At 64.4% G+C, this 24140-nt stretch carries 21 protein-coding genes, 1 tRNA gene and 1 riboswitch; of the genes, 10 read left to right on the top strand and 12 right to left on the bottom strand.

The features are described from left to right. Window positions 1-116: 116 nt before the first annotated feature. The 5 genes from B4393_RS12585 (at window position 117) to B4393_RS12565 (ending at window position 4595) form a co-directional block, all read left to right on the top strand. Window positions 117-1325 (top strand): DNA polymerase III subunit delta', encoded by a 1209-nt coding sequence (locus B4393_RS12585; RefSeq protein ID WP_078334403.1) that lies wholly within the window; start codon window positions 117-119, stop codon window positions 1323-1325. Between the two features lie 57 nt (window positions 1326-1382). Beyond that, window positions 1383-1458, top strand: a tRNA-Thr gene (locus tag B4393_RS12580). Window positions 1459-1705: 247 nt separating this feature from the next. Further along, the gene (locus B4393_RS12575; protein WP_078334402.1) at window positions 1706-2227 is read left to right on the top strand and encodes a hypothetical protein; all 522 of its coding nucleotides are present in this window, start codon (window positions 1706-1708) and stop codon (window positions 2225-2227) included. Next, entirely contained in the window at window positions 2224-3447 is a 1224-nt protein-coding gene (locus B4393_RS12570) for a hypothetical protein (protein ID WP_078334401.1), read from the top strand. The genes B4393_RS12575 and B4393_RS12570 overlap by 4 nt, the downstream gene beginning before the upstream one ends. Then, window positions 3444-4595 carry a hypothetical protein gene (locus B4393_RS12565; protein ID WP_078334400.1) on the top strand — a complete coding sequence of 384 codons (1152 nt, stop codon included), beginning with the start codon at window positions 3444-3446 and terminating at the stop codon, window positions 4593-4595. Before B4393_RS12570 ends, B4393_RS12565 begins: the two co-directional genes overlap by 4 nt. Here B4393_RS12565 and B4393_RS12560 read toward each other — a convergent pair. After that, the gene (locus B4393_RS12560) at window positions 4535-4957 is read right to left on the bottom strand and encodes a helix-turn-helix transcriptional regulator (RefSeq protein ID WP_070937312.1); all 423 of its coding nucleotides are present in this window, start codon (window positions 4955-4957) and stop codon (window positions 4535-4537) included. The two genes, B4393_RS12565 and B4393_RS12560, sit on opposite strands and share 61 nt — an antisense overlap. Window positions 4958-5218: 261 nt before the next feature. Further along, window positions 5219-5911 carry a GAP family protein gene (locus tag B4393_RS12555; protein WP_078334399.1) on the bottom strand — a complete coding sequence of 231 codons (693 nt, stop codon included), beginning with the start codon at window positions 5909-5911 and terminating at the stop codon, window positions 5219-5221. A gap of 217 nt (window positions 5912-6128) precedes the next feature. On the opposite strand from B4393_RS12555, the gene B4393_RS12550 reads away from it, so the two are divergent. Further along, window positions 6129-6824 carry a CPBP family intramembrane glutamic endopeptidase gene (locus B4393_RS12550; RefSeq protein WP_078334480.1) on the top strand — a complete coding sequence of 232 codons (696 nt, stop codon included), beginning with the start codon at window positions 6129-6131 and terminating at the stop codon, window positions 6822-6824. Here the strand turns inward: B4393_RS12550 and B4393_RS12545 are convergent. Next, a complete protein-coding gene (locus tag B4393_RS12545) occupies window positions 6821-7255 on the bottom strand; it encodes a DoxX family protein (protein ID WP_078334398.1) in 435 nt (144 codons plus the stop codon). The genes B4393_RS12550 and B4393_RS12545 overlap by 4 nt on opposite strands. Before the next feature lie 83 nt (window positions 7256-7338). On the opposite strand from B4393_RS12545, the gene B4393_RS12540 reads away from it, so the two are divergent. Continuing rightward, the gene (locus tag B4393_RS12540; protein ID WP_078334397.1) at window positions 7339-7899 is read left to right on the top strand and encodes a TetR/AcrR family transcriptional regulator; all 561 of its coding nucleotides are present in this window, start codon (window positions 7339-7341) and stop codon (window positions 7897-7899) included. Here the strand turns inward: B4393_RS12540 and B4393_RS12535 are convergent. Genes B4393_RS12535 through B4393_RS12525 form a run of 3 tightly spaced genes read right to left on the bottom strand, consistent with a single transcriptional unit; the run spans window position 7896 to window position 11906 of the window. Beyond that, window positions 7896-8462 (bottom strand): DUF4352 domain-containing protein, encoded by a 567-nt coding sequence (locus B4393_RS12535; RefSeq protein WP_078334396.1) that lies wholly within the window; start codon window positions 8460-8462, stop codon window positions 7896-7898. The two genes, B4393_RS12540 and B4393_RS12535, sit on opposite strands and share 4 nt — an antisense overlap. Next, on the bottom strand, window positions 8459-10105 hold the full coding sequence (locus B4393_RS12530) for a CocE/NonD family hydrolase (protein ID WP_078334395.1): 1647 nt from the start codon (window positions 10103-10105) through the stop codon (window positions 8459-8461). Before B4393_RS12530 ends, B4393_RS12535 begins: the two co-directional genes overlap by 4 nt. A gap of 10 nt (window positions 10106-10115) precedes the next feature. After that, window positions 10116-11906 carry a hypothetical protein gene (locus tag B4393_RS12525; RefSeq protein ID WP_109558405.1) on the bottom strand — a complete coding sequence of 597 codons (1791 nt, stop codon included), beginning with the start codon at window positions 11904-11906 and terminating at the stop codon, window positions 10116-10118. 70 nt (window positions 11907-11976) lie between these two features. Between B4393_RS12525 and B4393_RS12520 the strand changes: the two genes are divergently transcribed. After that, window positions 11977-12921, top strand: a complete 945-nt coding sequence (locus B4393_RS12520) for an NAD-dependent epimerase/dehydratase family protein (RefSeq protein ID WP_078334393.1) — start codon at window positions 11977-11979, stop codon at window positions 12919-12921. Here B4393_RS12520 and B4393_RS12515 read toward each other — a convergent pair. Both B4393_RS12515 and B4393_RS12510 read right to left on the bottom strand, forming a co-directional pair. After that, on the bottom strand, window positions 12865-13233 hold the full coding sequence (locus tag B4393_RS12515; RefSeq protein WP_078281839.1) for a DUF2304 domain-containing protein: 369 nt from the start codon (window positions 13231-13233) through the stop codon (window positions 12865-12867). The two genes, B4393_RS12520 and B4393_RS12515, sit on opposite strands and share 57 nt — an antisense overlap. Next, the gene (locus tag B4393_RS12510; RefSeq protein WP_236743154.1) at window positions 13230-13940 is read right to left on the bottom strand and encodes a glycosyltransferase family 2 protein; all 711 of its coding nucleotides are present in this window, start codon (window positions 13938-13940) and stop codon (window positions 13230-13232) included. The genes B4393_RS12515 and B4393_RS12510 overlap by 4 nt, the downstream gene beginning before the upstream one ends. Window positions 13941-14007: 67 nt before the next feature. Between B4393_RS12510 and B4393_RS12505 the strand changes: the two genes are divergently transcribed. Together B4393_RS12505 and B4393_RS12500 are read left to right on the top strand one after the other, a co-directional pair. Continuing rightward, a complete protein-coding gene (locus B4393_RS12505; RefSeq protein ID WP_165758479.1) occupies window positions 14008-14415 on the top strand; it encodes a DUF2628 domain-containing protein in 408 nt (135 codons plus the stop codon). A 69-nt stretch (window positions 14416-14484) separates the two neighbouring features. Beyond that, window positions 14485-15870 (top strand): WS/DGAT/MGAT family O-acyltransferase, encoded by a 1386-nt coding sequence (locus B4393_RS12500; protein WP_078334391.1) that lies wholly within the window; start codon window positions 14485-14487, stop codon window positions 15868-15870. Window positions 15871-15877: 7 nt separating this feature from the next. Here the strand turns inward: B4393_RS12500 and B4393_RS12495 are convergent, their stop codons facing one another. From B4393_RS12495 to B4393_RS12480, 4 genes are all read right to left on the bottom strand, one after another. Beyond that, complete coding sequence (locus B4393_RS12495) at window positions 15878-17170, bottom strand: hypothetical protein (RefSeq protein ID WP_078334390.1); 1293 nt, start codon at window positions 17168-17170, stop codon at window positions 15878-15880. Next, window positions 17167-18519: a M1 family metallopeptidase gene (locus B4393_RS12490; protein WP_078334389.1), complete on the bottom strand. Its 1353-nt coding sequence runs from the start codon at window positions 18517-18519 to the stop codon at window positions 17167-17169. The genes B4393_RS12495 and B4393_RS12490 overlap by 4 nt, the downstream gene beginning before the upstream one ends. Continuing rightward, on the bottom strand, window positions 18516-22544 hold the full coding sequence (locus B4393_RS12485) for a Pls/PosA family non-ribosomal peptide synthetase (RefSeq protein ID WP_078334388.1): 4029 nt from the start codon (window positions 22542-22544) through the stop codon (window positions 18516-18518). Before B4393_RS12485 ends, B4393_RS12490 begins: the two co-directional genes overlap by 4 nt. A 193-nt stretch (window positions 22545-22737) precedes the next feature. Then, the gene (locus B4393_RS12480) at window positions 22738-23718 is read right to left on the bottom strand and encodes a TerC family protein (protein ID WP_078334387.1); all 981 of its coding nucleotides are present in this window, start codon (window positions 23716-23718) and stop codon (window positions 22738-22740) included. Window positions 23719-23974: 256 nt separating this feature from the next. After that, a riboswitch (SAM riboswitch) is annotated at window positions 23975-24119 on the top strand. Window positions 24120-24140: the final 21 nt, after the last annotated feature.

Raw genomic sequence — 24140 nt, 5'->3', positions numbered from 1 at the left:
CGGGCCTACCCTCCGCGCCAGTCACCCGTTAACCGTAGCTGTCGGCGGTGACGGAGGCGTTTCACACGCCTGAGCGGTGCCCTTGGGGTCGGTGCCGGCGGCTAGGGTTGGGGACGATGAGCGGGGTTTTCGAGCGCCTGGTGGATCAGGGAGCGGTGGTTTCGACGCTCTCGTCCTCGGCATTGGCTGCTCGCGGTGGTGACGCGGGCCGGATGACCCATGCGTGGCTGTTTACCGGACCTCCGGGTTCGGGCAGGTCGGTGGCAGCGTTGTGTTTTGCCGCCGCCCTTCAGTGCGAATCCGACGGCGAATCCGTCGGCTGCGGCGAGTGTCGTGCGTGCATGACCACGATGGCCGGAACCCACGCTGACGTGCGCAGAGTCGTTCCGGAGGGATTGTCGATCGGCGTGGATGAGATGCGCGCCATCGTGCAGGCGGCGTGGCGCAGACCGAGCACTGGTCGTTGGTTGGTGGTGCTCATCGAGGATGCCGACCGGTTGACCGAGGGTGCCGGCAATGTGTTGTTGAAGGTTGTCGAAGAGCCGCCACCGCGGACGGTGTTCCTGTTGTGCGCGCCGTCGGTGGATCCCGAGGACATTTCGATCACCCTCCGATCGCGCTGTCGGCATGTGGCGCTCATCACTCCCTCGGTGGCAGCCATCGCGCAGGTGTTGATGGACCGTGATGGCATCGATGCCGAGCAGGCCCTGTGGGCGGCTTCGGTGAGCGGTGGCCATGTGGGTCGGGCGCGCAGGCTCGCTACCGATGAACAGGCACGTGCGCGCCGACTTCGGGCATTGGGGCTGGCCAGGGAGGCCGCCACCCCGACGCGGGCATACGCCGCCGCCGAGGAGCTGGTCATCAGCGCCGAGGCCGAGGCCAAGGAGCTGACGGCTGCCCGTAACGAGTCCGAAGAGGAAGAACTGAAGACGGCGCTGGGGGCAGGCGGCACCGGAAAGGGTGCCGCAACGGCACTGCGGGGGTCCGCGGGGGTCTTGAAAGACCTTGAGCGGAAACAAAAATCCCGGCAGACCCGGGCGTCGCGAGATGCGCTGGACCGCACTCTTATCGATTTGGCGACCTACTTCCGAGATGCCCTGGTGCTCTCGTTCGGCGCCGCCGAGGAGGGGCGGGTGGCCTTGCATCATCCGGATATGGCCGACCGGTTGGGGCCGATGGTGGACAGGGTGCCGCCCGAACAGTTGTTGCAGTGCATCGAGGCGGTCCTGGAGTGCCGAGAAGCGCTGGCGGTCAATGTGAAGCCCAAGTTCGCGATCGATGCATTGGTCGCGACGGCAGGGCAGGCGCTGCGCCCGACGGAATGAGATTGGGCGTCGCGGCAGGGGTGCCGTAGACTCTCGGGCGCCGGGTTCGCCCGGCACGCTGCCCTAGCTCAGTCGGTAGAGCAATTCACTCGTAATGAATAGGTCGGGGGTTCGATTCCCCCGGGCAGCTCCACACCGATTACTCGGTAGCTTTCGTGGCGGCTTCTGCCATCGTTGCGTCGACCCGCTCGAACTCGGCAGGTGGGATACCTGCCATGGAGTTCTGATGCCCGTCGACCAGGGCGACTCCCGCGGAATCGAATCCCAGGCAGGCCGTGGATTGAGCAAACCTTTGACATAAATCACGCCGGCGCCGGCGCCGGGGCCGTGGGCGCTCCTTCTGCTGTGCGCGATGTACCAGGTCGCTAGCATTACTGGCCATGTGGTTTGCGCGACGCGGTGCCAGCGGTCATGGCGCGGTCGTTGCTGCGGTGGACCAGGTGCTCACGGTGAGCGGTGGTGGGCAGGGATCGGTGGTCGAGGTGGCCCGCAGTTGGGCGCAGGCGAACGGCCGGGTGATGGAGATCCAGGACGCGCCGCTTGCGGCCGGTGTGTTTGGCCAGTGGATTTCCTTTCCGGACCGAGACGTAGTCCAAGTAGGTCACGGAGTCGTGGGCCGAGACCGCACCATTGCTCACGAGTTGGGGCACATGGTGCTGGGGCACCGGGGGCTACCGGTTGCAGAGTTTGCAGCAGAGCATGTCGAGGTCGTTGCACCGGAGCTTGTGGCCCGCATGTTGCAACGCAGCTGCGGCAGTGACGATCTGGTGCATGACGACAACCGTTGGCCGGAGGATGAACTGGCCGCCGAGCGTTTTGCAGGCTTGTTGATCCGCCGCATGCGGTCTGGACGGGGCGCGCATACGCGGTGGAGTCCGTACGTGGACGACGCACTGGGGTGATCAGTCCCTGGATCTGGCAGGTCATGCAGATCGTGCGCTTTGTGTTTCTGCTGTGCTTTCTGCCGGTTCTGGTGTACCGGATATGGCGCCTATGGCGATACCCGGCGACCGCTCCGGCGATTGCAGTCACCTGCTTCGGGGTGATCATGTGGTTCTGGCTGTTCACCTTCACCGACACGGTGTGGTCGCTGATGCCGGTGCAGTTCCGCGCAGCCAGCATGGGTGGCTTGTTCGTCGCCACGGTGGCGATGTGCGCACAGGTGTTCATTCTCGGCGTTGCCGCGTCCGCTTCTCCGGATCGCATGCGGCGAGGAATGCGAATAATCCTTGGGGTAACCGCGGTGATCCTCGTCGTGGTCTCGGTGTCCGCGAGTCAGAGTCAAGTGCTGTTGGCTACCAAGGACTTACATGAGCTGACCAATGCGCTTCTGGACGGTGGGGACAGTAGCGCGATCGTTGCGTCGGTGGTGGGTAATGGATACCTGGCGGTGACGCTGGTCCAGTTGGCCTGGGTTGGGTTCCGGCATGCGGACCGCACACCGGTCGGTACCGGATTGGGGATATTGGCGGTGGCCTCGTCTTTCCAGTTTGTAGCGGTGGCTTCGGGGGGAATCTGGCGTCCGCTTACTGGGGGGCACGATCTCATATCTGTTCGGTATGGGCTGGTGCTGCAGAGTCTGACGGGTAGCGTTGGTGTGACATTGTTGACCGTCGGTTTTCTTTGGCCTCCTGTCGTACTGCGTATTAAGGCGCGGCGGGATGAGCGGCGCCTCCGTCCGCTTCACGACGCGTTGGCGCGTGTGTTCCCACAGCTGTTTCCCCCTGAAGAGTCACGAATACGTCTATCCGACTTAGTTTTTGAATGGACGACGCATATTCAAGACGGGCTCACTCTCCTGGCGCAGCATCGGCAGACTCCGATGCATACCGAGGTTGAACTACCGCTGAGTAAGGCAGATCGCGCCGCGCAAGTTGCGAAATGGGTAGCGGGAAAGGCACTTTCGGGATTCAGCTGCGAATGGCTCCTGGCCCCTGAGGGCCTCAGCGACGAGGAATGGGTGTTTGAGGTGGCCGACAGTTTCCGCCGGCTGGGTAGCCCGGGCGTCACGTGGCGGGATCAGGAGGCATCGCCTGTCCATTACACAAGTGGCGACGTAAATCGAACCCTCGAAACGGCTGATGGGGGTCGTCGTCGCCAGGGTGATGTCTGCGCACGATGAGCCACTCGTTCGGAGACAGTCTGCAAGTTCTGCGTATCGCGATTTTACTTTGCTTTCTGCCCGCCCTGTTGTACAGGATTTGGCGGCTGTGGCGGTATCCGACTTCGGTTCCGGCCGTTGCCGCCACGGGTTTCGCCGTGTTCGTGTGGTTGTGGCTGGTGGCGTTTACCGACTGGGCGTGGTCTGCGATGCCACCGGTGATACGAGCGATCAGCGCTGGTGGTTGGTGGATCGTTGCATTAGCGGGGTGTCTGCAAGTGTTCGTGGTTGGTATTCGTGGCGATGCATCTGCGGCGCGGATACGGCGAGGATTGCGAATTACGTTTGTAGTGACCGCCATCATTTCCGCCGTGGTTGCCGTGGCGGCCAGTCAGAGCGAGTTGCTGCTCACCACGAGGAACTTACCTGCGGTGATCGATGCACTTTTGGACGGTGCTGATCCTGCGAGTACTGGTGCGTTGGTGGTGAGCAGTGGATTCGCGGCCGTGGTGTTTGCACAGCTCTCGTGGGTGGGGATGCGGCATGCGGATCGCACACCGGTCGGCACCGGCCTGGGACTACTCGCGACCGCGTCGTTTTTCCAGCTCATTGCAACCGTTTGTGGGGGGATCTGGCGTCCCTTGGTCCATGGAGTGGGGTTCATGGGAAGCCGATATGGGCTGTGGATACAGACCTGGCCCGCGTGTGTCGCCGCGCTCCTGATGTTCATCGGATTTGTCTGGCCGCCGGTAGTACTCAACGTGCAGGCGCGGAGCGACGTACGGAGGCTTCAACCGTTTCACGATGCTCTCGGTCAACTCTTTCCGAAGCTCTTTCCTCCAGAAGACCAACGAGTCCGATTATCTGACTTGGTCTTTGAATGGAGGACTCACATCCAAGATGGTCTTACTGTTTTAGCGCAGCATCGGCAGACTCCGATGCATACCGAGGTTGAACTACCGCTGAGTAAGGCAGATCGCGCCGCGCAAATTGCGGATTGGCTAGTGGGAGAGCTGGTTCCGGGATTCAGTTGCGAATGGTTGCGCTCACCAGATGGTGTGAGCGATCAGGATTGGGTACTCGCGATCGCCGACGCCTACCGGGAGCGTCAGGACGGCTTCGCGGCTCCGGCTTCTTTATCGGGTATGCCCTCCACCTTGCGAAGGTGATCGACCATATCGGCAATCGCCTGCCGACTGTGCTCGGATAGCGCGTAGCTGCGTTGCGCGATCTCACGCACCTTCGAGTCGCGCAACTGTACGAGCCAATCCAGATCGCGGTTCACCGATTCGGCATAGTCGGCGTCATAGAAATAGGCGGGGCTCACCTGAAAAAACTCCGCCAGCGCTGTGACGATTTCGGGCGCGGGGTTCGACCGTTCGCCCTTGCGTAGGAGCGATAGATACGGCGACGACACCTCGACACCGCGCTCGCCGAGTGCGGCGACCACTTCATTCAGTGAGTAGGGGCCACGCCCGGCCGGATGCACGGTGGCAAACAGGTGGCTCAGTCGCCTCGAAAAATCTGGCATCGCACCCCCTCGCGTACTTCCACTCTGCAGCCCAACCATACACGCCGATGCTGTGCTGCTCATCGTAGGTGCGCGGGTGTCTGGGCGGTAAGCAACCTATCGAAAGGGTAAGTGATTGACAAGTGCTATTTACTGACAGTAATGTCTCGGGTGTTCGTTCGGCTAATCAAAGTTGGACGCGTTGGCTGATCAATCGTTGTGCTCATCGTGGGGTTGAGCACAACGAGCGGTCGGCCGATTTTTTGGGGGAGGCGGTGTCGCCTAGCGGAGTCCCAGTGCGCTGTGATGTACGAGCGCGCTGACGATCAGGACGACTCCGAGGCACAGGAAAATGACCCGGATCGCGGTGGGTCCGTAACGGGTCACCGTACGCACCAGGCCGCGCTGCATTCGTCGCGCGCGCGGCGATCGCCGCGTCGAGAGCACCAGAATCAGCAGACTCGGAAGTATGGCAATCAGGCCGTAGCCGACCAGCAGCAGCGGCCACATTGTGGGCAGCGGGTGGCGGGAGGCCAGCATCGCCAGAGCGCTCAAATACGGCACCGACGTAGGGGCTTCGGCGTATCCCAGTGCGAGGCCGACAAAGGCGAGCAGCCACGGATGGCGCCGTGCCACGTTCCGGATCCATGGCGGTGTGACCGGTTCGGAGAACCATGTCAACGCCGCCACCGCGATCAGCAGGATTCCGATGACCAGCTGCGCCCAATACCGGGTCGACGGGGTGATATCGGATCCGGCGGCCACGTCGGTCAGCGAGCGCACACCCAGCACCGTCGCCAGTCCAAACGTGAACAGCGCCACAAACAATCCGGTGATGAAGCTCAGGCCACCGGGGAACACCGACCGGCGTTCCAGCCGGGTCACGTAGACGATCGTGGTGGCGATGCCGATGTTGAGCACGTTGAGGGCGTCCAGACAGGCGAATCCCGCGAACGCCAACAACAGGGTGAGCACGATTTCAGAACTTACGGGAAGGTCGATCGTGTTCCGGCTAACCCGGCCTTGTGGGCACTGCCACAGTGCCCTGGGCTCCGACGTGCAGGATGGCGCCATGACGTGGTCGATACGACTGGATCACACTCTGATCTGGGCTAACGAGAGCGCCGGTACTCTGGATCGGGTGCCTACTCAGACCACGGCCGCCGCTGCGCCGCTGCATGGATTGCGGGATATGCGCACGTACATCGATATCGCTGTCGTCGTCGCTGTTCTGGTCGCCACCAATCTGATTGCACACTTCACCACGCCGTGGGCCAATTTTGTCGTGGTTCCGGTTGCCGCCGCCGGACTGCTCGCTCTGATTCGCTATCGCGGTCACTCCTGGGCCGAGCTGGGCTTGGGCCGAGATCACTGGCGTTCGGGCGCCAAATATGCGGCCGTCGCCGTCGTCATCGTGGGCGCGGTGATCGGCACGGGGCTGTTGTTGCCCATGACCCGCCCGATGTTCCTCAACAGCAGTTACGCCACGACGGTTTCGGGTGCGCTGCTCGCCTCATTCGTCCTGATCCCACTGCAGACCGTGATTCCCGAGGAGCTCGCGTTTCGTGGGGTTCTGCACGGAACGATGGCACGGGCCTGGGGCTTCCGGGGTGTGGCGGCGGCCGGATCCCTGCTTTTCGGCTTCTGGCACATCGCTACCTCGCTGGGCCTCACCACCGGCAATGTCGGCCTCACCAGGCTTCTCGGGGTGGGCCTAGGGGCGCAGATCGCGGGTGTCGCCGGCGCCGTGGTGGCCACTGCCTTCGCCGGATTTGTCTTCACCTGGTTGCGCCGCCGCAGCGGCAGCCTGTTGGCGCCCATTGCGCTGCATTGGTCGCTCAACGGGATGGGAGTGCTGGCCGCCGTTCTGGTCTGGCATCTGGTCTAGCTGAAGGCGACGGTTGTCGTCGCCGCGAGGAACAGCAGCTGTTCCGCGGTTCGCCAGCTCAGCGGCGTGGACAGCGGGTTGGATCGCTGGCTGGCCGCATACACGTTGGCCGGAAACATCACCACCAGCAGCACTCCCAGGCATCCCGCCGCCAACTCTCTCGTCGACGGAATCAGCACACCCAGCGCGCCGAGCAGCTCGAGTACCCCGGTCAGCGCCACCAGAAACCGGGGCGCCGGAATCTGCGGTGGCACGATCGCAATCATCGCCTCACGCATCGTGGGGACGAAATGCGCGACACCGGTCAGCGTGAACATTGCGGCCAGACCGACCGCCAACGCGGCGGGCCAGGCATTGACGAGCGTGAGTCCCAGGGCGCCGGCCAGACGAGCCAACAGCGTCCCGACGACAAGGGCGATGAGCGGAGCCATGACGATTCTCCAATCTTGACAGTGACTAGATTGACGATACTCGGGAACTAGTCACTGTCAAGATCCGGGGTTATGCTGGTGCGATGTCCTACCACCATGGCGATCTGCGGGCAGTGATACTGGCCAGCGCGGCTGACATGGTGGCGCGCCGCGGCGCAACAGAACTGTCGCTGCGGGAGTTGGCGCGCGAAGCCGGTGTCTCGCACGCCGCACCGGCCCACCACTTCGGCGACCGCCGCGGCTTGTTCACCGCATTGGCTGCCGACGGATTCAACCAACTTGCCGACGCCCTTGACAGCGCACACCCCGACTTTCATGCCGCGGCCCTGGCGTATGTGGAGTTCGCGCTGGCCAATCCGGGGCATTACTCGGTCATGTTCGAGCCGGCACTGCTCGATTCCGTGGACGCGTCGCTGGCCACCGCACGTGATCGCGCTGGTGCCGCGCTCGACGCCGGGATAGCCACGCTGACACCTCGGCAGACATCGGCCGACAGGGTCACCGCCGCCCGCGCGGCGTGGTCGTTGGTGCATGGGTTTGTGTCGCTGTGGACCAGTGGGGCGCTTGCCGATTCGCGCGATGACTCCGATCCGAAACAGATCGCCTCGCAGATCGCCTACACGCTGTTTCCGCCTGTCGGCTAGCCGAGCAGCACCCGTGCGCCCTTGGAGTTGTAATCGCTGTGAAGGTCGATCTCCTTGGGTACCGTGCCGTGCGGCACGTCGTAGACAAGCACCGACCGTTTCTGCGCGCCGGGCACAAGCTCCGCACCCGGTTCGAGCTGTTCGGCATTGCGCGCCAAGATGTTCGCCATGCTGTCGGGTGCGTATTCCCTGGCCGTCGCATCCTTGAGCTTCTGCTCGTCGCCGAGGAATGAATGCGTCGTCTGCCCGAGGTTCAGAACCTCGAGGTGTACGACGACGAACGTGCCGGACGCGGTGGCCTGCAGGGCGGGATTTGCCACGTCGCCGACGGTTCCGGCATCGCTCACCTGGGTGACCACGAACGCGAGATCGCCATCGTGCACCTGTTGGCCCATGGCGCCGGGCTTGCCGTCTTCTGCCGTCACCACCTTGGTCTCGGCGCCTCCGCCGCCCGTGCTGCCGACATGGATGAGGGTCGGGTGGCTTTCCGATGCGCCACCGCCCCCGCACGCGCTGAGGAATACCCCCGTAAAACCAAGGAAGCAAAGGTATTTCGTGATCATGAAATGCGCAGCACGGGAAGTGTCACGAACGAGGGGCATTCCTTGTCATGACGTACCTCGAAGCGGATGGGAACAGTGCGGCTGGCGGTGGCAAGCGGCTCGCCGGAGCCGGTATTGCGGGCATGGTTCGGAAACGCGCCGCCGCTGACCTGCACTCGCAGCCGATGTCCCCGTGCGAAACGGTATCCGGTGGGATGCATGGTCACCTGCACGGGGGAATCGGCCGCATCGCTCAGCTTGATGATTCCATCGGTGACGTTGTGGGACAGTCCCTTTCGATCAACATCGCAGAGCCTGACGAAGAGATCGCCCCGGCCGCTGTCGGTTGTCACGTAGATGGAGGCCGAGACGGGGCCGATGAGGTCTAGGTCGCTCGTCAGCGCCTTGGTGGTGAACACCAGGACATCGGAGCGCTTCTCGACATGAGCATTGTCGCGCTGACCGGCAGCCCTGGTGTCCAGCAGCGGCCCACCGACTGTCGGAGTGGGGTCATTGGGGTCGTAGGTAAAGGTGTCGACGGAATTATCATCCTGCGGCGCTTCCCAATCCAGCTTGTGATCGGCCCGTAGATACAGCGGTGTGGGCGAGGAGTCTTTGGGCGGCCAATGCTCGAAGTCCAGCCATTGGCCGGCCTTCTGCAGATAGATGCGTACCGGAGCGCGGTGCGTCGATGAGGTGTCACCGTGCAGATGGGCTGCCAGCCACGAGAAGCTATCGGTGATCACCGCCTTGAGTGACTTCATGTGGTCCCACGGACCTATGGTGATCCGCCGCGGGCAGTCGGTTTTCTGGAGCTCTTCGTAGTCACGCAGCTGTCCGACGAGAAGTAAATCCCACCAACCGGTCACCATGCTCACCGGCGTCTTCAGTGTCGCGAGCGCCGGGGTGTGGTTGATCTCGTCCCAGTGGTCGTCGTCGGTGTGGTCGGTGACGGTGCGCCAGAAAGGTTCTGGCTTGCCGAGCGCGACGTTGTCGGCGTTTCCCAGGGGTAGGTGATCCATGGCCCGGCGCACCCGCTTGGCGTTGGTGCCGGCGCGCAGCAGCCCGGCCAGCTGCGAGGTTTCCGGTGAACCGATCGAGAATGACCATGTCAGTAGGTTGTGAAGATTGAACGACCCGCCCGGATAGAAGAGCTCTGTGAAGTTACTGGTTGTGATGGCGGGGCACATGGCAGCCAACGGAGGTTCGATGTAGGGCGCCACCGCCCACTGGGTATGCCCGAGGTACGACGGGCCGGCGGTTGCCAGTGTGCCATCGCACCACGGCTGCTCCCGAACCCAGGCCGCGGTGGCCAGTCCGTCGGCACGTTCCTGCCGAAACGCGTCGAATTTGCCCTGGGATGCGAACTGCCCGCGGGTGTCCTGCAGTACTACCTGAAACCCCTGACGTGCCAATAGTGTTGCCCATATTTGACTCACCATGCCGCGCTTGTCGTACGGGGTGCGGAAGATGACAGCGGGCATCGGATCCTGCCCAGGTGGGCGGAAATGGTCGGTTGCGAGCCGTACGCCGTCAGGCATGGTGACCTCGATGTCCCGGCGCGTCTGGATCTCGGTGGTGAGTGGTTCCGGCAGGTCGAGCAGCTTTTCGAGGACGGGTGCAGACAGTCGTCCGGTCCACGCCAAAGCCAGTTCTTCGAGCATGGCGCCCAATCTACCGGGGCGCGAGTGCTCCCACCGGCCCGACGGCGACGCACAGCGACAACGACTGGGTAATCGGTTGCAGGGTAAGCGAATTCCCTGAACCTGGGAGTCTGATGAACACCCGGTTGAGGCCGGGGCGCACCGGCACTCTCACTTTCGGCCCATTGGTGAATGATGCCCACACGGCGCCGTCGGTGTTGGCCAGATAGTTCAGCTCGACGATCCAGTCCGCGGGGAGTAGTGGACCACTCAGCGGCATGGTGTGCGTGGACTGCACCAGATACCCGCAGCCGGGGACCGGCCCCTCGGTGATGGCACGCACCCACGTCACCTGGGCATCCAGCAGGTGGCCGTAGCGGTCGAACATCCGTAACTGCGTTGTGGTGGAACCGATCTCTGGCCGGGGACGGACCAGGGCGAACATATGACTGAGCAGGTTCTCCGGCCGCACCACATTCTGCAGAACCAGCGGGTCGACCTCCTGGTCGAGTACCGCCGGGCCGGTTGCTACCGCGGCCAGCGACTCCTTCACATTCGCGATGTAGGGCGAGGCGGGATTGTTGCGCCAGCTGCGCAGATACGTGACCGTCGAGACCATGCTGCTTCCGACGAACAACGCCAAGACCAGCGTGACGGCCGCGGTGCGCCGCGTAGAGCTGTCCAGGTACCCGCTACCCGGACGGTTGGGGGCGGTGAGACCCACCGCGGCCAGCAGCGCGGCGACCACCACCAGATCCGGCAGATACCGCAGCGTCTGCGCGAGCAGCAGTGCCGTGAAGGCCGATGAACGCATGAGGTAGATCGGCACCTCACTGGCCACCAAGTAGCCGAGCAGCGTCAGCCACACCAGCCCGAGCCGCTGCTTGCGGTAGCACGTCAGCAGGATCGTTGCGCCCAGCACGAACGCGCCCAGCCCGATCACGAACGACGAGGGCTCGGCCCACGGCGAGCTCGGCACCCAGCGGTCCCAACGCCACGGTCCGCCCACCAAACCGGGCAGTACCCCGTGCGTGAAGGAACGTTGCAGCAGCGACCACGTCATGGACAGATCGGTACTCCAGCGCTTCTGGTTCACCACCACCAGATACAACGCGATCCATGCCGCGGTCAGCGCCCCCGCCGGGATCCAGAGCATCGCGCCCCGCCGCCATGTTCGGGTCAGTGCGGACCAGCCGTCCCCGCGCAGATAGGCCAGGAGCGCGACCACCGCGATCGCCACGAACGGAATGACCACCGACTTCTCGAAGAACAACAGCCCGCCCAGGAACGCCGCCAGTGCCGTCGCGGCGTATTTACGGTGTCCGGTTCGATCCAACAAGATCGCGTCGGCCACGAACCAGCACATCGCGGTCAGCATCGGCAAAGAGTTCAACGCTGCCGACCACCAGGTGAAGCCGGGCACGGCCAGCGGCGTGAACAGTGCGAACGTGAGCGGAACCAGCAGCACAGGCCGCCAGCCGACTATCACCCACAACGCCCGCAGTAGCGCCAGTGATGCCAATGCCTGCAGCACCACCAGGCTCAGCGCGGGCCAAAACCAATTCAAGGGGGCGAGCTTGGTGATGATGCCTGCCAGTAGGAAGGCCGCAGGCATGACATGCCCGTCGTGATCGTCGAATAGGTACGACGGCGAGAACAGGCCCTGCGTCCCGGCGCGGCCCACCAGGATCAGGTCGTCCCAATAGAAATCGCCCCCGAACGCCAACACGCCACGAACCACCAGCTGCGCCACGATGAGAACCGCCGCAGCAGCGGCAACGCGGTTCATCTGGGGAAGTTGGGCTCGCACTGCAGAAGACATTTGGGCCAGACCCTATCTGTAGGGTGGGGCCGAATGCCGTGAGCTATGCGAACACAGAGGGAGTAGCCAGGTGCGGGCAATGGTTACCGGAGCTGCAGGATTCATCGGGTCGACGCTGGTCGACCGGCTGCTGGCGGACGGGCACGAGGTAACGGGGCTGGACAACCTGGCCACAGGCAAGGTGGCCAATCTGGAGACTGCCGAGGCGCATCCCGCGTTCACCTTCGTCAAGGACGACATCGTCGAGGCTGATCTGGACGCCGTTGTCGCCGAATACTCACCTGAGGTGATCTTCCATCTGGCCGCACAGATCGACGTGCGTCACTCGGTGGCCGACCCGCAGTTCGATTCTTCCGTGAATGTCGTCGGTACGGTCCGGCTCGCCGAGGCCGCGCGCAAGGCGGGCGTACGCAAGATCGTGCACACCTCGTCGGGCGGGTCGATCTACGGCACTCCGGAGCAAATCCCCACCAGCGAGGCCGTCCCCACCGACCCGCATTCGCCGTACGCGGCGGGCAAGGTGGCCGGCGAGATCTACCTCAATACCTTCCGGCACCTGTACGGGCTGGAGTGTTCCCATATCGCGCCGGCCAATGTGTATGGGCCACGACAAGATCCACACGGCGAGGCGGGCGTCGTCGCCATCTTCGCGCAAGCACTGCTGTCGGGCCGCCCCACCAAGGTGTTCGGCGATGGCGGTAACACACGCGACTACGTGTTCGTCGACGATGTCGTGGACGCCTTCGTGCGCGCCTCCGGCCCGGACGGTGGCGGGCGGCGTTTCAATGTCGGCACCGGTGTGGAAACCAGTGACCGACAACTGCATTCGCTAGTGGCCGCGGCCGCGGGCGCGGCGGATGATCCAGAGTTTCATCCACCACGGCTCGGCGATCTGCGTCAGTCCTGCCTGGACGTCGGCCTGGCCAAGAACGTGCTTGGCTGGGAACCGAAGGTGCCCTTAACGGCCGGAATTGGCCGGACTGTCGAGTTCTTCCGGAGGCTCGGCGCCGCGTAACGCGACGGCCCGGGCCAGCCTCGAGTAGCGCAGTTCAAGGTCCTTGAAGCGCAGGTAGGTGCTCAAGGTGGTGAACGCGAACGCGATGATCAGCGCATACAGCATCAAATCTGTGCCGCGGCCCAGGCCGAGCCAATGCGCCAGTGTGGTGGTGTCATTCGGGCGCAGGATGGCGTAGATACCGGCGATCACAAAGACCACGAACCCGAGCTTTACCCAGGCCTTGGCCTGCGCGGTGCTGCGCGAACGCAGCAGATACACCAGCAGCAGCAGAACGGCGACGATCAGCAGCGGCTGTATCCAGGTGATCACGGCAACCTCCGGCGGAACGCGGTGTCGAACAAGATGTTGACCCCGTTGATCAGCGACTGGCCCTTGGCCATCGAATACTCGGTGTACAGGATGTCCACCGGCTGTTCGGCCACCCGCCAATGATTTTCGGAGATCATCGCGATCAACTCACTGGCGTGGCCCATGCCGTTCATGGTGATGTTGAGGCCATTGGCGACGGTTCGGTTGAACACACGCAGACCGTTGTGAGCGTCGGTCAGGTTGAGGCGGCGAGTCCGGGGGCTTAGTAGCACAACGGTTTTCAGCACGATGCGCTTGATGAGGGGCACATGATCTGGTGTGGAGCCCGCACCGAAACGAGTGCCGACGATGATGTCGAGCGGTTCCAGCCGCAGCCGGTCCACCATCGCCACCACGTCCTTGACCTGGTGCTGGCCGTCGGCGTCGAACGTCACGAAGATCTGTGCACCCGGCTGTGCGCGGGCGTACTCCACGCCGGTCTGAATCGCCGCACCTTGCCCGAGGTTGACGGGATGGCGGACCACGTGCGCACCGGCTCCATGGGCGAGTGCGGCGGTACGGTCGGCGCTGCCGTCGTCCACGCAAACGATGTTGGGGAAGGTGCCGAGCGCCGCGGCGATGACCTCGGCGATGACTGGCCCCTCGTTATAGGCGGGGATGACCAGCCAGGTATCAGCATTGGCGCTGTTGCTCCCTGGGATGCTCACTGGGATCAAGGTAGCACCGGCGCCATCTGTATGACTGCTGTGTGCGTCCTGTGTAGGTTCTACCGGCGTGACTGATACCCATGACCGCCAGAGTTTGGCGGAGATCTGGCAGCGACGGTTCGACTTCTTTGACCGATACGGCCTCCCGGCCTCCAGCCCCGAATCCAAGGCCGCCTTCAAGGCGATACCCTTCGGCAGCCGGTTTCGGTTGACTGCGAACTTCCCCGCGTTCTTTTTCGGTCCGATCTACTTCTTCGTCAAGGGTATGTGGCAGAAGGGCCTCACGCTTGTCGGTGTGTGGGTTGTCTTCTACGCGGTGTTCGCGCTGTTGAACCTCCCGGATAGTGCGGCCCGGGGTGCCGGTATCGGGCTATCCGCGGCGACCATGAGCATCGCCAACTACGCGTACTACCTGCACTACGTCAAGGGCAGCCAGTCATGGAATCTGTTCGAGGGCTTCGGCAAGCGACGCTGATCGGATCAAGATCCGACGGTTCGCTGCATTCCTCACAGATGGAAAGCGGTCGGGGCTAGTGTTTCCGCCATGCAACGGCTGTCTGGGGTAGACGCGGCGTTCTGGCACGCCGAAACGGCGGGCTGGCACATGCACATTGGGGGACTGTCGATTTACGACCCCACCGATGCGCCGGACTACAGCTTTGAGCGGGTACGTGCCCTCATCGTGGAGAGACTTCCGTCGATGCCGCAGCTGCGCTGGCGGGTCACCGATGTCCCACTGGGACTGGACCGGCCGTGGTTCGTCGAGGACGAGGAGCTTGATCCCGACTTTCATATCCGGCGGATCGGCGTTCCCGCCCCCGGCGGCCGCAAGGAACTGGAAGAGCTTGCCGGACGGCTGATGTCGTACAAGCTCGACCGGTCGCGTCCGCTATGGGAGTTGTGGGTCATCGAGGGCGTCGAGGGTGGGCGGGTGGCCACGCTGACCAAGATGCATCACGCCATCGTCGACGGTGTTTCGGGCGCGGGGTTGGGTGAGATCCTGCTCGATATCGCACCCGAACCACGCCCCGCGCCGGATGACACAGTCGGTTCGCTGGTGGGGCTCGGGCTACCGAGCCGTGAGCGCATCCTGCTCAGCGCGCTGGTGAATGTCGGTGTCAAGACTCCCTATCGGGTGGTCCGGCTGGTGCAACAGACGGTGCGCCAACAGCTGGCGGTCTTCGGCATGGAACGCAAATCGCCCGGGTATTTCGAGGCACCGCACACCCGATTCAACGCGCCGGTATCGCCGCACCGGCGGATATCCGGGGCGCGTCTGGACCTGGCGCGTGTCAAGGCGCTCAAGGACGCGTTTGGCGTCAAGGTCAACGACGTGGTGCTGGCGATCGTCGCGGGTGCTGTCCGTGACTATTTGGCCAAGCGCGACGAGCTGCCGGACAAGCCGCTGATCGTCCAGATTCCGGTATCGGTGCGCACCGAGGAAACCGACGGGGTGGTAGGCAATCAGGTCAGTTCGATGACCGTCTCGCTGGCGACCGATATCGATGATCCGGCCGAGCGGATCAGGGCGATCTACGAGGGGACGCAGGGCGCCAAGGAGATGGCGCGGGCCATGTCGGCGCATCAGATCATGGGGCTGACCGATACGACGCCGCCTGGGCTGCTGCAATTGGCGGCACGTGCGTACACCGCCAGCGGGCTATCCCGGAATCTGGCACCCATCAACCTGGTGCTGTCCAACGTTCCTGGGCCGTCGTTCCCGCTCTACATGGCCGGGGCGCGATTGGAGTCGATGATTCCGCTTGGCCCACCCGTCATGGATGTCGCGCTGAACATCACCTGCTTCTCCTACCTGGAGCACATGGACTTCGGGTTTGTCACCACACCGGAAGTAGCCACAGATATCGACGAGATGGCTGACGGTCTCGAAGCCGCGCTGGTGGAGTTGGAGCACGCCGCGGGAATCTGAGCGCAGCTCAGTCGATGATGTCCTCGGCAGTCGCGGGGTCCCGCCACAACGCGAGAGCGGCCAAGTGCACCACGATTCCGACGACCGGTCCGCCGAGCAATGCGACGACCGTGCGCTCCTCCAGGCCGAGCGGCAGCAGTAGCAGAAGTGCCGAAACCACCGTCGCTCCAACCCATCCCGCGGAGTAGGCGAGGTGCCGGGCATGTGCCACGGTGGCCGCGCCGGTCAGTGTCAACAATGCGATCATGACCGCCCCGGCGGTCAGCCAGCCCAGCAGCGGGCCGCCCGCCTGATACGCCGGATCGAACACCGTCCGCAGCAGCCAGGGGCCGATGGACGCGGCGAGGGCGATACCCACCGCGCCTACTCCGACGATGATCGCGGCGGGGGTGATCAGCGCGCTGAGTCGCCGCTCCCGTTCATCGACGAAATGGGCGATGAGGTTGCCCTGCAATGCCGTTAGCGGCACCAGCAATGGCGCGCGGGTCAGCGTGACCGCCAGGATCACCACCCCGCCGGTGGTGCCAAGATCGCCCGCCGTCGACTGCAAGAGCACCGGGAATCCCATCACCAGGACCGCGCTGGCGGCCGCGGCGGCGATCGAATGCCGGGCACCGCGGAGGAACGCCATGGTGTCGACGAGCGCCGGCACCCTGAGCGCCTCGCGGGTCGGTTTCGAGAGCAGGGTGAGCAGTAGCCATGACATCGAGCCGGCCACTGTCGCCCAGAGATAGCCGACGAGCCCGAGGGTGGCCGCGAAGGTGACGACGGCCACCACCAAACGGATTCCCGCATCGGTCACCATCAGAACGCCGTATTGCGTCCAGCGGCTCGACCCGGCGAGTGCGCCCAGGGTGGTCGCGTGCATGCAGAAGCCGGCAAGCCCGCCGGCAAGCAATGCGACACTGAGCCAACGGAACTCGGTGAACACGTGCGATGCCCACAACGGTGCTGTGCCGACGATCCCGACGGCAGATGCGATCGCGAAGGCGAACGCGATCCTGATCGGCAGGGAGGAGCCGCTTGGGTGAAGACCATCTGGCAGGGGGGCGGACAGTGGGGAATGCTCACCCTGCGCCAGTGATAGCCGCACTTCGCGGGTGGTCTCCTGCAGCAGCCCGTTGGCGGCCCCTGTCACCAAACCGAATGCGCCCCAGAAGACTCCGAACACCGAGAACAACGCGGGGCCCAGCTCGCGGGCCGCCAGGTACAGCACGGTGTATCCGCAGATCGCGCTGACGGCCGTGGCGGCACCGATACGCGCGACGCTGGAGCGGGTGCTGGGTCCGGCGTCAGTCACTTCCGGTCCAAGGGAGGGAGCTGCTTCTCGTAGAGCCACGCGGTCCACAGCGGGCGCAGCGATTCGTCGGAGTATCCGGCGGCCAGCCCCGTGAAGTCATCGGTGATGACCGTGCTGTGCCGGTATCGGGTTGTCCAGTCCTGCAGTAGTGCAAAGAATTTCGTGTCGCCGAGGCGCAATCGCAAGGCATGCAATGTCAGTGCTCCGCGCTTGTACACGCGATCGTCGAACATCAGTCGTGGGCCCGGATCGGCCAGAATCAGGTCTTGGGGAAGCTCTTTCAGTTTCTGGTGGTAGTGGCGTGCCCGGGCATCGGCCGAGGGCCCGCCGGACTCCTCTGACCACAGCCATTCGGCGTAACAGGCGAATCCTTCGTGCAACCAGATGTCGCGCCAGCGCCGGGCGGTGACGCTGTTGCCGAACCACTGGTGAGCCAGTTCGTGCGCCACCAGTCGCTCGGAGTGCCTCGCGCCATCGCAATGATTGGCGCCGAATACCGAAATTCCTTGTGCCTCAAGTGGAATATCGAGTTCGTCATCGGTCACCACCACGGTGTATCCGGCGGCGAACGGGTAGGGGCCGAACTGCTTGATGAACAGCTTCATCATCTGCGGTTGTCGGCCGAAGTCGTGTTCGAACCGGTCACGCAGCCGTGAGGGCAGTGCGGCGTTCATGGCGACCGGGCTCTTGGCGAGTTTGACCAGTTGGTAGTCGCCGATCTGCAGCGTCGCCAGATACGGTGCCATCGGCTCGGGCTGTTCGTATGTCCAGGTTGTGTGTGCGGCTCGGACTCGGCGGGAAATCAACTCCCCATTAGAGATAACGCAGTACGGACTATCACTGCTGATGACAAACCGATAGCTCGCCTTGGAGCTGGGGTGGTCGTCACAGGGGAACCAGGATGCCGCACCGTTCGGCTGCCCGGCCACCAGGACCCCGTTGGACAGCTCCTCGAACCCGACGTCCCCCCACATGCTGTTGATGGGACGTGGTGATCCGCCGTACCGAATCGCGATGGTCATTGCCGCTCCCGCCGGAATGGCAGAGACCAATTTGACGGTGATCTTGCCGGCGCGATGCCCGAAATGTGTTGGACGCCGCCCATTCACCGTCACCTTCGAAACGCCGAGGGTATCGGCCAGATCGAGGGTGAACTCCTTGAGGGTGGCGAGGGTGACGGCAGTGATCGTCGCGCTGCCGGTCAGCCGGTTGATGGCCACCTTGTATTCCAGGTCCAACTCATACCGGGACACCCGGTATCCGTAGTTGCCGTTTTGCGGCAGGTAGGGATCGATGATCGGAGGCCGTGGAGGGAGCCGTTTGGCTGCCTTTTTGCCTGGTTTGGTCATGCGGCCCCGGAATTCTTACTCGGGGAAACCTTGCCGCCCTTGGGCTTCTTCGGTGCCATCGGGTCCAGCTTGCCCCATGGCGAGATGGGGTTGCCCTGCCACCTGGTCGACGGGGGTACGACGTCGCCGCGGACGACAAGGGAGGCGGGGCCGACGGTGGCGCCGGACCCCAGTTCGGCGGCCGGCAGCGCCACGCAATGCGGCCCTAGGGTGGCCCCCTCGCCGAGTACCACGGTGTCCATTCGCATGATCCGGTCGTGGAACAGATGTGTCTGCACCACGCAGCCCCGGTTCACGGTGGCACCCTTGCCCAAGGTCACCAGATCAGCCTCGGGCAGCCAGTACGTTTCGCACCACACACCGCGGCCGATCTTGGCGCCCAGACCGCGAAGCCACCAGTTCTGCATGACGGTTCCCGACGCCGCACGCGCGAACCACACGGCGGCAACGGTTTCCACGAAGGTGTCGGCGACCTCATTGCGCCAGACGAATGACGACCAGAGCGGCTTCTCGACGGCCTTGGTGCGACCCACCACCAGCCATTTCGCCACGACGCTGACCACCCCGGCCACGGCGCCGGCGATCAGTAGCACCACACCACTGAGCGCTCCGGCCACCCAGAAGTTGAACCGGATGGCGATGTTCTGCAGGGCCAGAAGGACCCCGACTCCGATTCCGAAGGTCACGATGATCGGGATGATGCGGCAAGTCTCCACGATGCCCCGCATGACCTTGAGGCGGAACGGCGGCGCGAACGTCAGTGCCGAGTCTGCACCATCGGCTTTGCGTCGCAGCCGCTTTGGCGGACTCCCGATCCATGAAGATCCCGACTTGGCCTTATGCGGCGTCGCAGACAGAACGGCGACCAGCGCATCGTTGGGCACCTTGCGCCCCGGCTGGGTGATCCCGGAGTTCCCCAGGAATGCGCGCTTGCCGATTCGGGCCTTGGCGATGTGAATCCAGCCGCCGCCCAACTCGTAGGACGCGACCATGGTGTCGTCGGCCAAAAACGCGCCGTCGTCGACCTCGGTGAACTTCGGCACCAGCAGGGCCGTCGAAATCTCGGTGTCCTTGCCGATTTTCGCGCCCAGAATACGCAGCCACCATGGAGTGAGCTGGCTGGCATAGATGGGGAACAGATAGTTGCGGGCCGCGTCCATCAGGCGCTCGGTGGCCCACAACTGCCATCCTTGCCGACTGCGAACGGGGTGGTAGCCCTCGTGGACGCCGAGCGATAGCAGCCGTACCAAAACGACGGTGATACCGGCGTACACGATCACGCTGACCAGAGCCGCTGCCGGTGTCCAGATAAGTGCGGGCACAACGGCTTCACAGATTGTGGCGGCATTCCGGATGCCGTACGCGACCACGGCCAGACCTGCTGCCAGCGCGAGCAAGGGAAGGCCGCCGAGCAGAATCGACGTCAGCCCGTAGATGGGAACCCATTGTCCGGCCCGGGGCGGGCGGTAGTCGGGCCACGGATGGCGAGCCTTCCCGGATTTGACGGCCGGCGAGCCCTTCCAGTACTGACCGTTCTTGACCCTGCCGACGACACCGGAAGCCGGTGCGACATCGGCGTTCTTGCCGACAACCGCCCCCGGTAGCAGGGTGGTCCGCGCACCGACGGTGGCGTCATCGCCGATGACGATGGGGCCGACATGGAACTTGTCGCCATCAACCCAATGCCCCGAGAGGTCAACTTCTGGTTCGACGGAACTACGGTCACCGAGATCGAGCCAGCCCGTCACGGGCGGCGAGGAATGCAAGTCGACACCGTTGCCGACCCGTGCGCCCAACGCCCTGGCGTAGTACACCATCCACGGTGCGCCGGAGAGGTTCTCGGCACCGCTGGCGGTGGCGAGTCGGTCCGCGATCCACACCCGCAGATGCACGCTGCCGCCGCGTTCGTATATGCCGGGCTTGACTCCGGACAGCAGTAGCCGCGCCCCGATGACGGTGATACTCATGCGGCCCAGGGGAGTGATGAAGAGCAGGAAGGCCGCCAACAGCACCCACCAGTTGACGGTTACCAGCCACGGCACGTTGCTGAACATTGCGAACACGTTGTTGGCCAGGGCAAGCCATGTCGCCCACTGCAGACCCGTGAGCGTGGTAAGCGGAACCGTCGCCGCCAGCTGAACCAGCTCGGCACGTCGGGGCACCGGCTTGACGATCCGGGGTTCGACTTCGACGGGTGGCGCGAGCTCATCCAGATAGGTGGCCAGCGATCCCAGTCGGGGCTGGTCGTACAGGTTGGCGACGGTCACCTGCGGGTAGCGCTGCCGCAAGGCTGCGACCAGCTGGGCCGCGGAGAGCGAACCACCACCAAGGGCGAAGAAGTCGGCCCCGGGCCCGTCGATGGGTGCTGCCAGGATGTCGCGCCACAATCCGGCGAGCCAGCCCATGGTGCCGCCGAGTTCGGTTGCGTCGTCGTCGGGGCCCGCACCCGGAGGCGGCCACGGCAGCGCGTTGCGATCGACTTTTCCTGATGTGCGTGTGGGTAGTTCGTCCAACTTGACCAGTCGTGGCACCAGCGCCGCGGGAAGCGATTCGGCCAGGCTCGCGCGGGCAGCGGCGATATCGAAGTTGGGGTCGGCGCTGGCGATGTAACCGACCAACACCGGGGTGCCGCTGGCGGTCTTGCGCACCGCGGCCGCGCCGCCGCTCACGCCGGGCAGGTTGACCAGCGCCGCGTCCACCTCGCCGAGTTCGATGCGGCGGCCACCGACCTTCACCTGGTCGTCGGCGCGGCCCTGGAAGTACAACCCGTCGGGTTCCAGGCGCACCAGGTCGCCGCTTCGGTAGGCCCGCGACCAGCCCAGAGTGTCGAGAGGAGCGTATTTTTCGGCATCCTTCTCGGGGTCGAGGTACTTGGCCAGACCAATACCGCCGATGACCAGCTCGCCGATCTCGCCATAGCCGACTTGGTTACCTTGTGCGTCCACGACCGCCAAATCCCAACCAGGAAGCGGCAATCCGATGCTGACGGGGCTCACCCCGTCGAGCCTGGCCGCGCAGGCCACCACGGTCGCCTCGGTGGGGCCGTAGGTGTTCCACACTTCGCGTGCGGCACCCTCCTCACCGGTGGCCAGCCGCTCGGCCAGATCGGGCGGGCAGGCCTCGCCGCCGAAAATCAGGAGGCGCACCGCCTCCAGCGCCTCCGCCGGCCACAGTGCGGCCAGGGTGGGCACCGTCGAGACCACGGTGACATCGCGGGAAACCAGCCACGGACCCAGATCCATGCCGCTGCGCACCAGCGAGCGCGGTGCGGGCACCAGGCAGGCGCCGTATCGCCAGGCGAGCCACATCTCCTCACAGGAGGCGTCGAAGGCCACGGACAGTCCGGCGAGCACCCGATCATCGGGTCCGATCGGGTTGTCCTGCAGGAACATCTCGGCTTCGGCATCCACAAAGGCGGCGGCGTTGCGATGCGTCACCGCCACGCCTTTGGGTGTGCCGGTGGACCCCGAGGTGAAGATGATCCACGCGTCATCGCGCGGTGTCGGTTTGGTGGCGCGCCAGCCTCGCGAGGAGCCTGGCCCGCGGACGAGTCCGTCGGGGGTGATCACGGCCGCCACCTGGGCCTCGCCGAACACGAGCGCCGCGCGTTCTTCGGGGTCATCGGCGTCGACCGGGACGTATGCGGCTCCCGCGGCCAGCGTCGCCAGGATGGCCACGTACAGCGAGTAGCTGCCCGAGGGCATCCGGATACCGACGCGATCACCGCGCCCGATTCCGCGGGCACCGAGCCATTCGACGCTCGACTCCACGTCGACAATCAGCTCGGAGTAGGTCAGCTGGATGGTGCCGTCATCGATGGCCGGCGCGTCGGGGTGCTCCGCGGCGGTCGCGTAGAGGATGTCGATCAGGGTGCGTGCGGGAGGTGCCGACCTACCGAGGAGATATTGCGGAGGTACCGGGTGCGCCGGGGCTTCCTGCGCGGCGGGTTGAGGCGCGTCCTGAGGCGCCGGATCCGGTGCCTCCTCGTGCGCGCGGCTCGTGGGTGACTCGTCAGGGCCGGTCACGCTTCTCCTCGGGCGGTTGGTGGGCTGCCGCAGCGAAGCCTATCGGTCCGGATGCGACGAGGCTCGTCGCCGCGCAGTGTCGCCCCGTTTAGGGGTGTGATGCCCCGAGTCGTCATGCCGGCGGGTGGTTCGCTAAGGGTTCCGGGCCTCCGCTTCCACGGGCGCGGATGGCTCCTGAGCTGGCCTGACGTACTCACTGCTCTTTGCGGAAGGTTCGGGTCTTGTACAGGCTGGCAACGGTGGTGATCAGCAGCGTCACCACAATCACCGCGAGACTTGCCAGCGTGGGGATCTCGGGCACGTGGACCGGCGCGCCACCATTGACGAAGGGCAGCTCGTTCTCATGCAAGGCGTGCAGGATCAGCTTGACCCCGATGAAGAACAGGACGAACGCCAGTCCCTGTGACAGGTACACCAGGCGCTTGAGCATGTCGCCGAGCAAGAAGTAGAGCTGCCGCAGCCCCATGAGCGCGAACACGTTGGCGGTGAACACCAGGTAGGGCTCTTTGGTGAGTCCGTAGATGGCGGGGATCGAGTCGAGGGCAAAGAGCAGGTCAGTGGTGCCCAGCGCGACGATCACCAGGAACATCGGCGTGATCAATCTGGCGCCGTTCGCGCTGCCGTCCCGGATCCACAACCGCAGCCCGTCCCACTTGTCGGTGGTTCGCAGGTGCTTGCGGGCGAACTGGACTACGGCGTTGTCCGCGTCGTCATCGTGCTCGGTGTCGCGCGCCAGATTGATGGCCGTGTACACCAGGAACGCGCCGAAAAGATAGAAGATCCAGGAGAATTGTTCGATGGCGACCGCGCCCAGGGCGATGAAGATGCCGCGGAAGATCAGCGCCAGGACGATGCCGACCAACAGGGCCTCTTGCTGGTAAATCCGGGGCACTTTGAAGCTGGCCATGATGATCAAGAAGATGAACAGGTTGTCCACCGACAGGCTGTATTCGGTGAGCCAGCCTGCGTAGAACTCCAGCCCGTACTGGCTGCCGTGGAAGAACCACACCCACAGACCGAACGCCACCGCGAGCCCCACGTAGATACCGAGTGCGGTGGCGCTTTCGCGTGTCGAGGGCTCGTGAGGTCGTCGACCGATCACCACGACGTCGACCAACAGGATCGCGACCGTGACGGCCAGGGTGATGATCCATTCGAGCTGAGAAACCTGCATTGATTCGATCCTCCGGTCGCCAAAACGCCGGAGGTCTCTTCCGCCGACGGATGACCGGCCCGCGGTACCGACCGGTCCGACAATGGCCGATGTGATGACGACACCGCAGCGAAGGAATACTCCCCTCCAGTACCCAGTCTGCCCTACGCCGCGGTTATCGGAAAGTCGGGTCGGCCGCCGGGGTGAGGTTGCGGGTTTGAATCACCGTGCGCAATGCGCTTGACGGTGACCTCGGCCGACGGGCACACTGCCGACAGGTCATGAGTACCAGCGACAAGCCCTGGCTAGCTGGTCGGCAACCCTCCTCCATACCGTTTGTCTTCGCGCAGGCGGTTCATCCACGGCGGGGTGCTCCAGGTGACGACCCGGCCGCGCTCAACCGTGCGCGGCAAGCGTGGACTCGCCGGGCGAGTCCGGTGAGA

The sequence above is a fragment of the Mycobacteroides franklinii genome (genome assembly GCF_002013895.1).
Taxonomy (GTDB): domain Bacteria; phylum Actinomycetota; class Actinomycetes; order Mycobacteriales; family Mycobacteriaceae; genus Mycobacterium; species Mycobacterium franklinii.
This window is presented reverse-complemented; position numbering and strand designations above follow the sequence as displayed.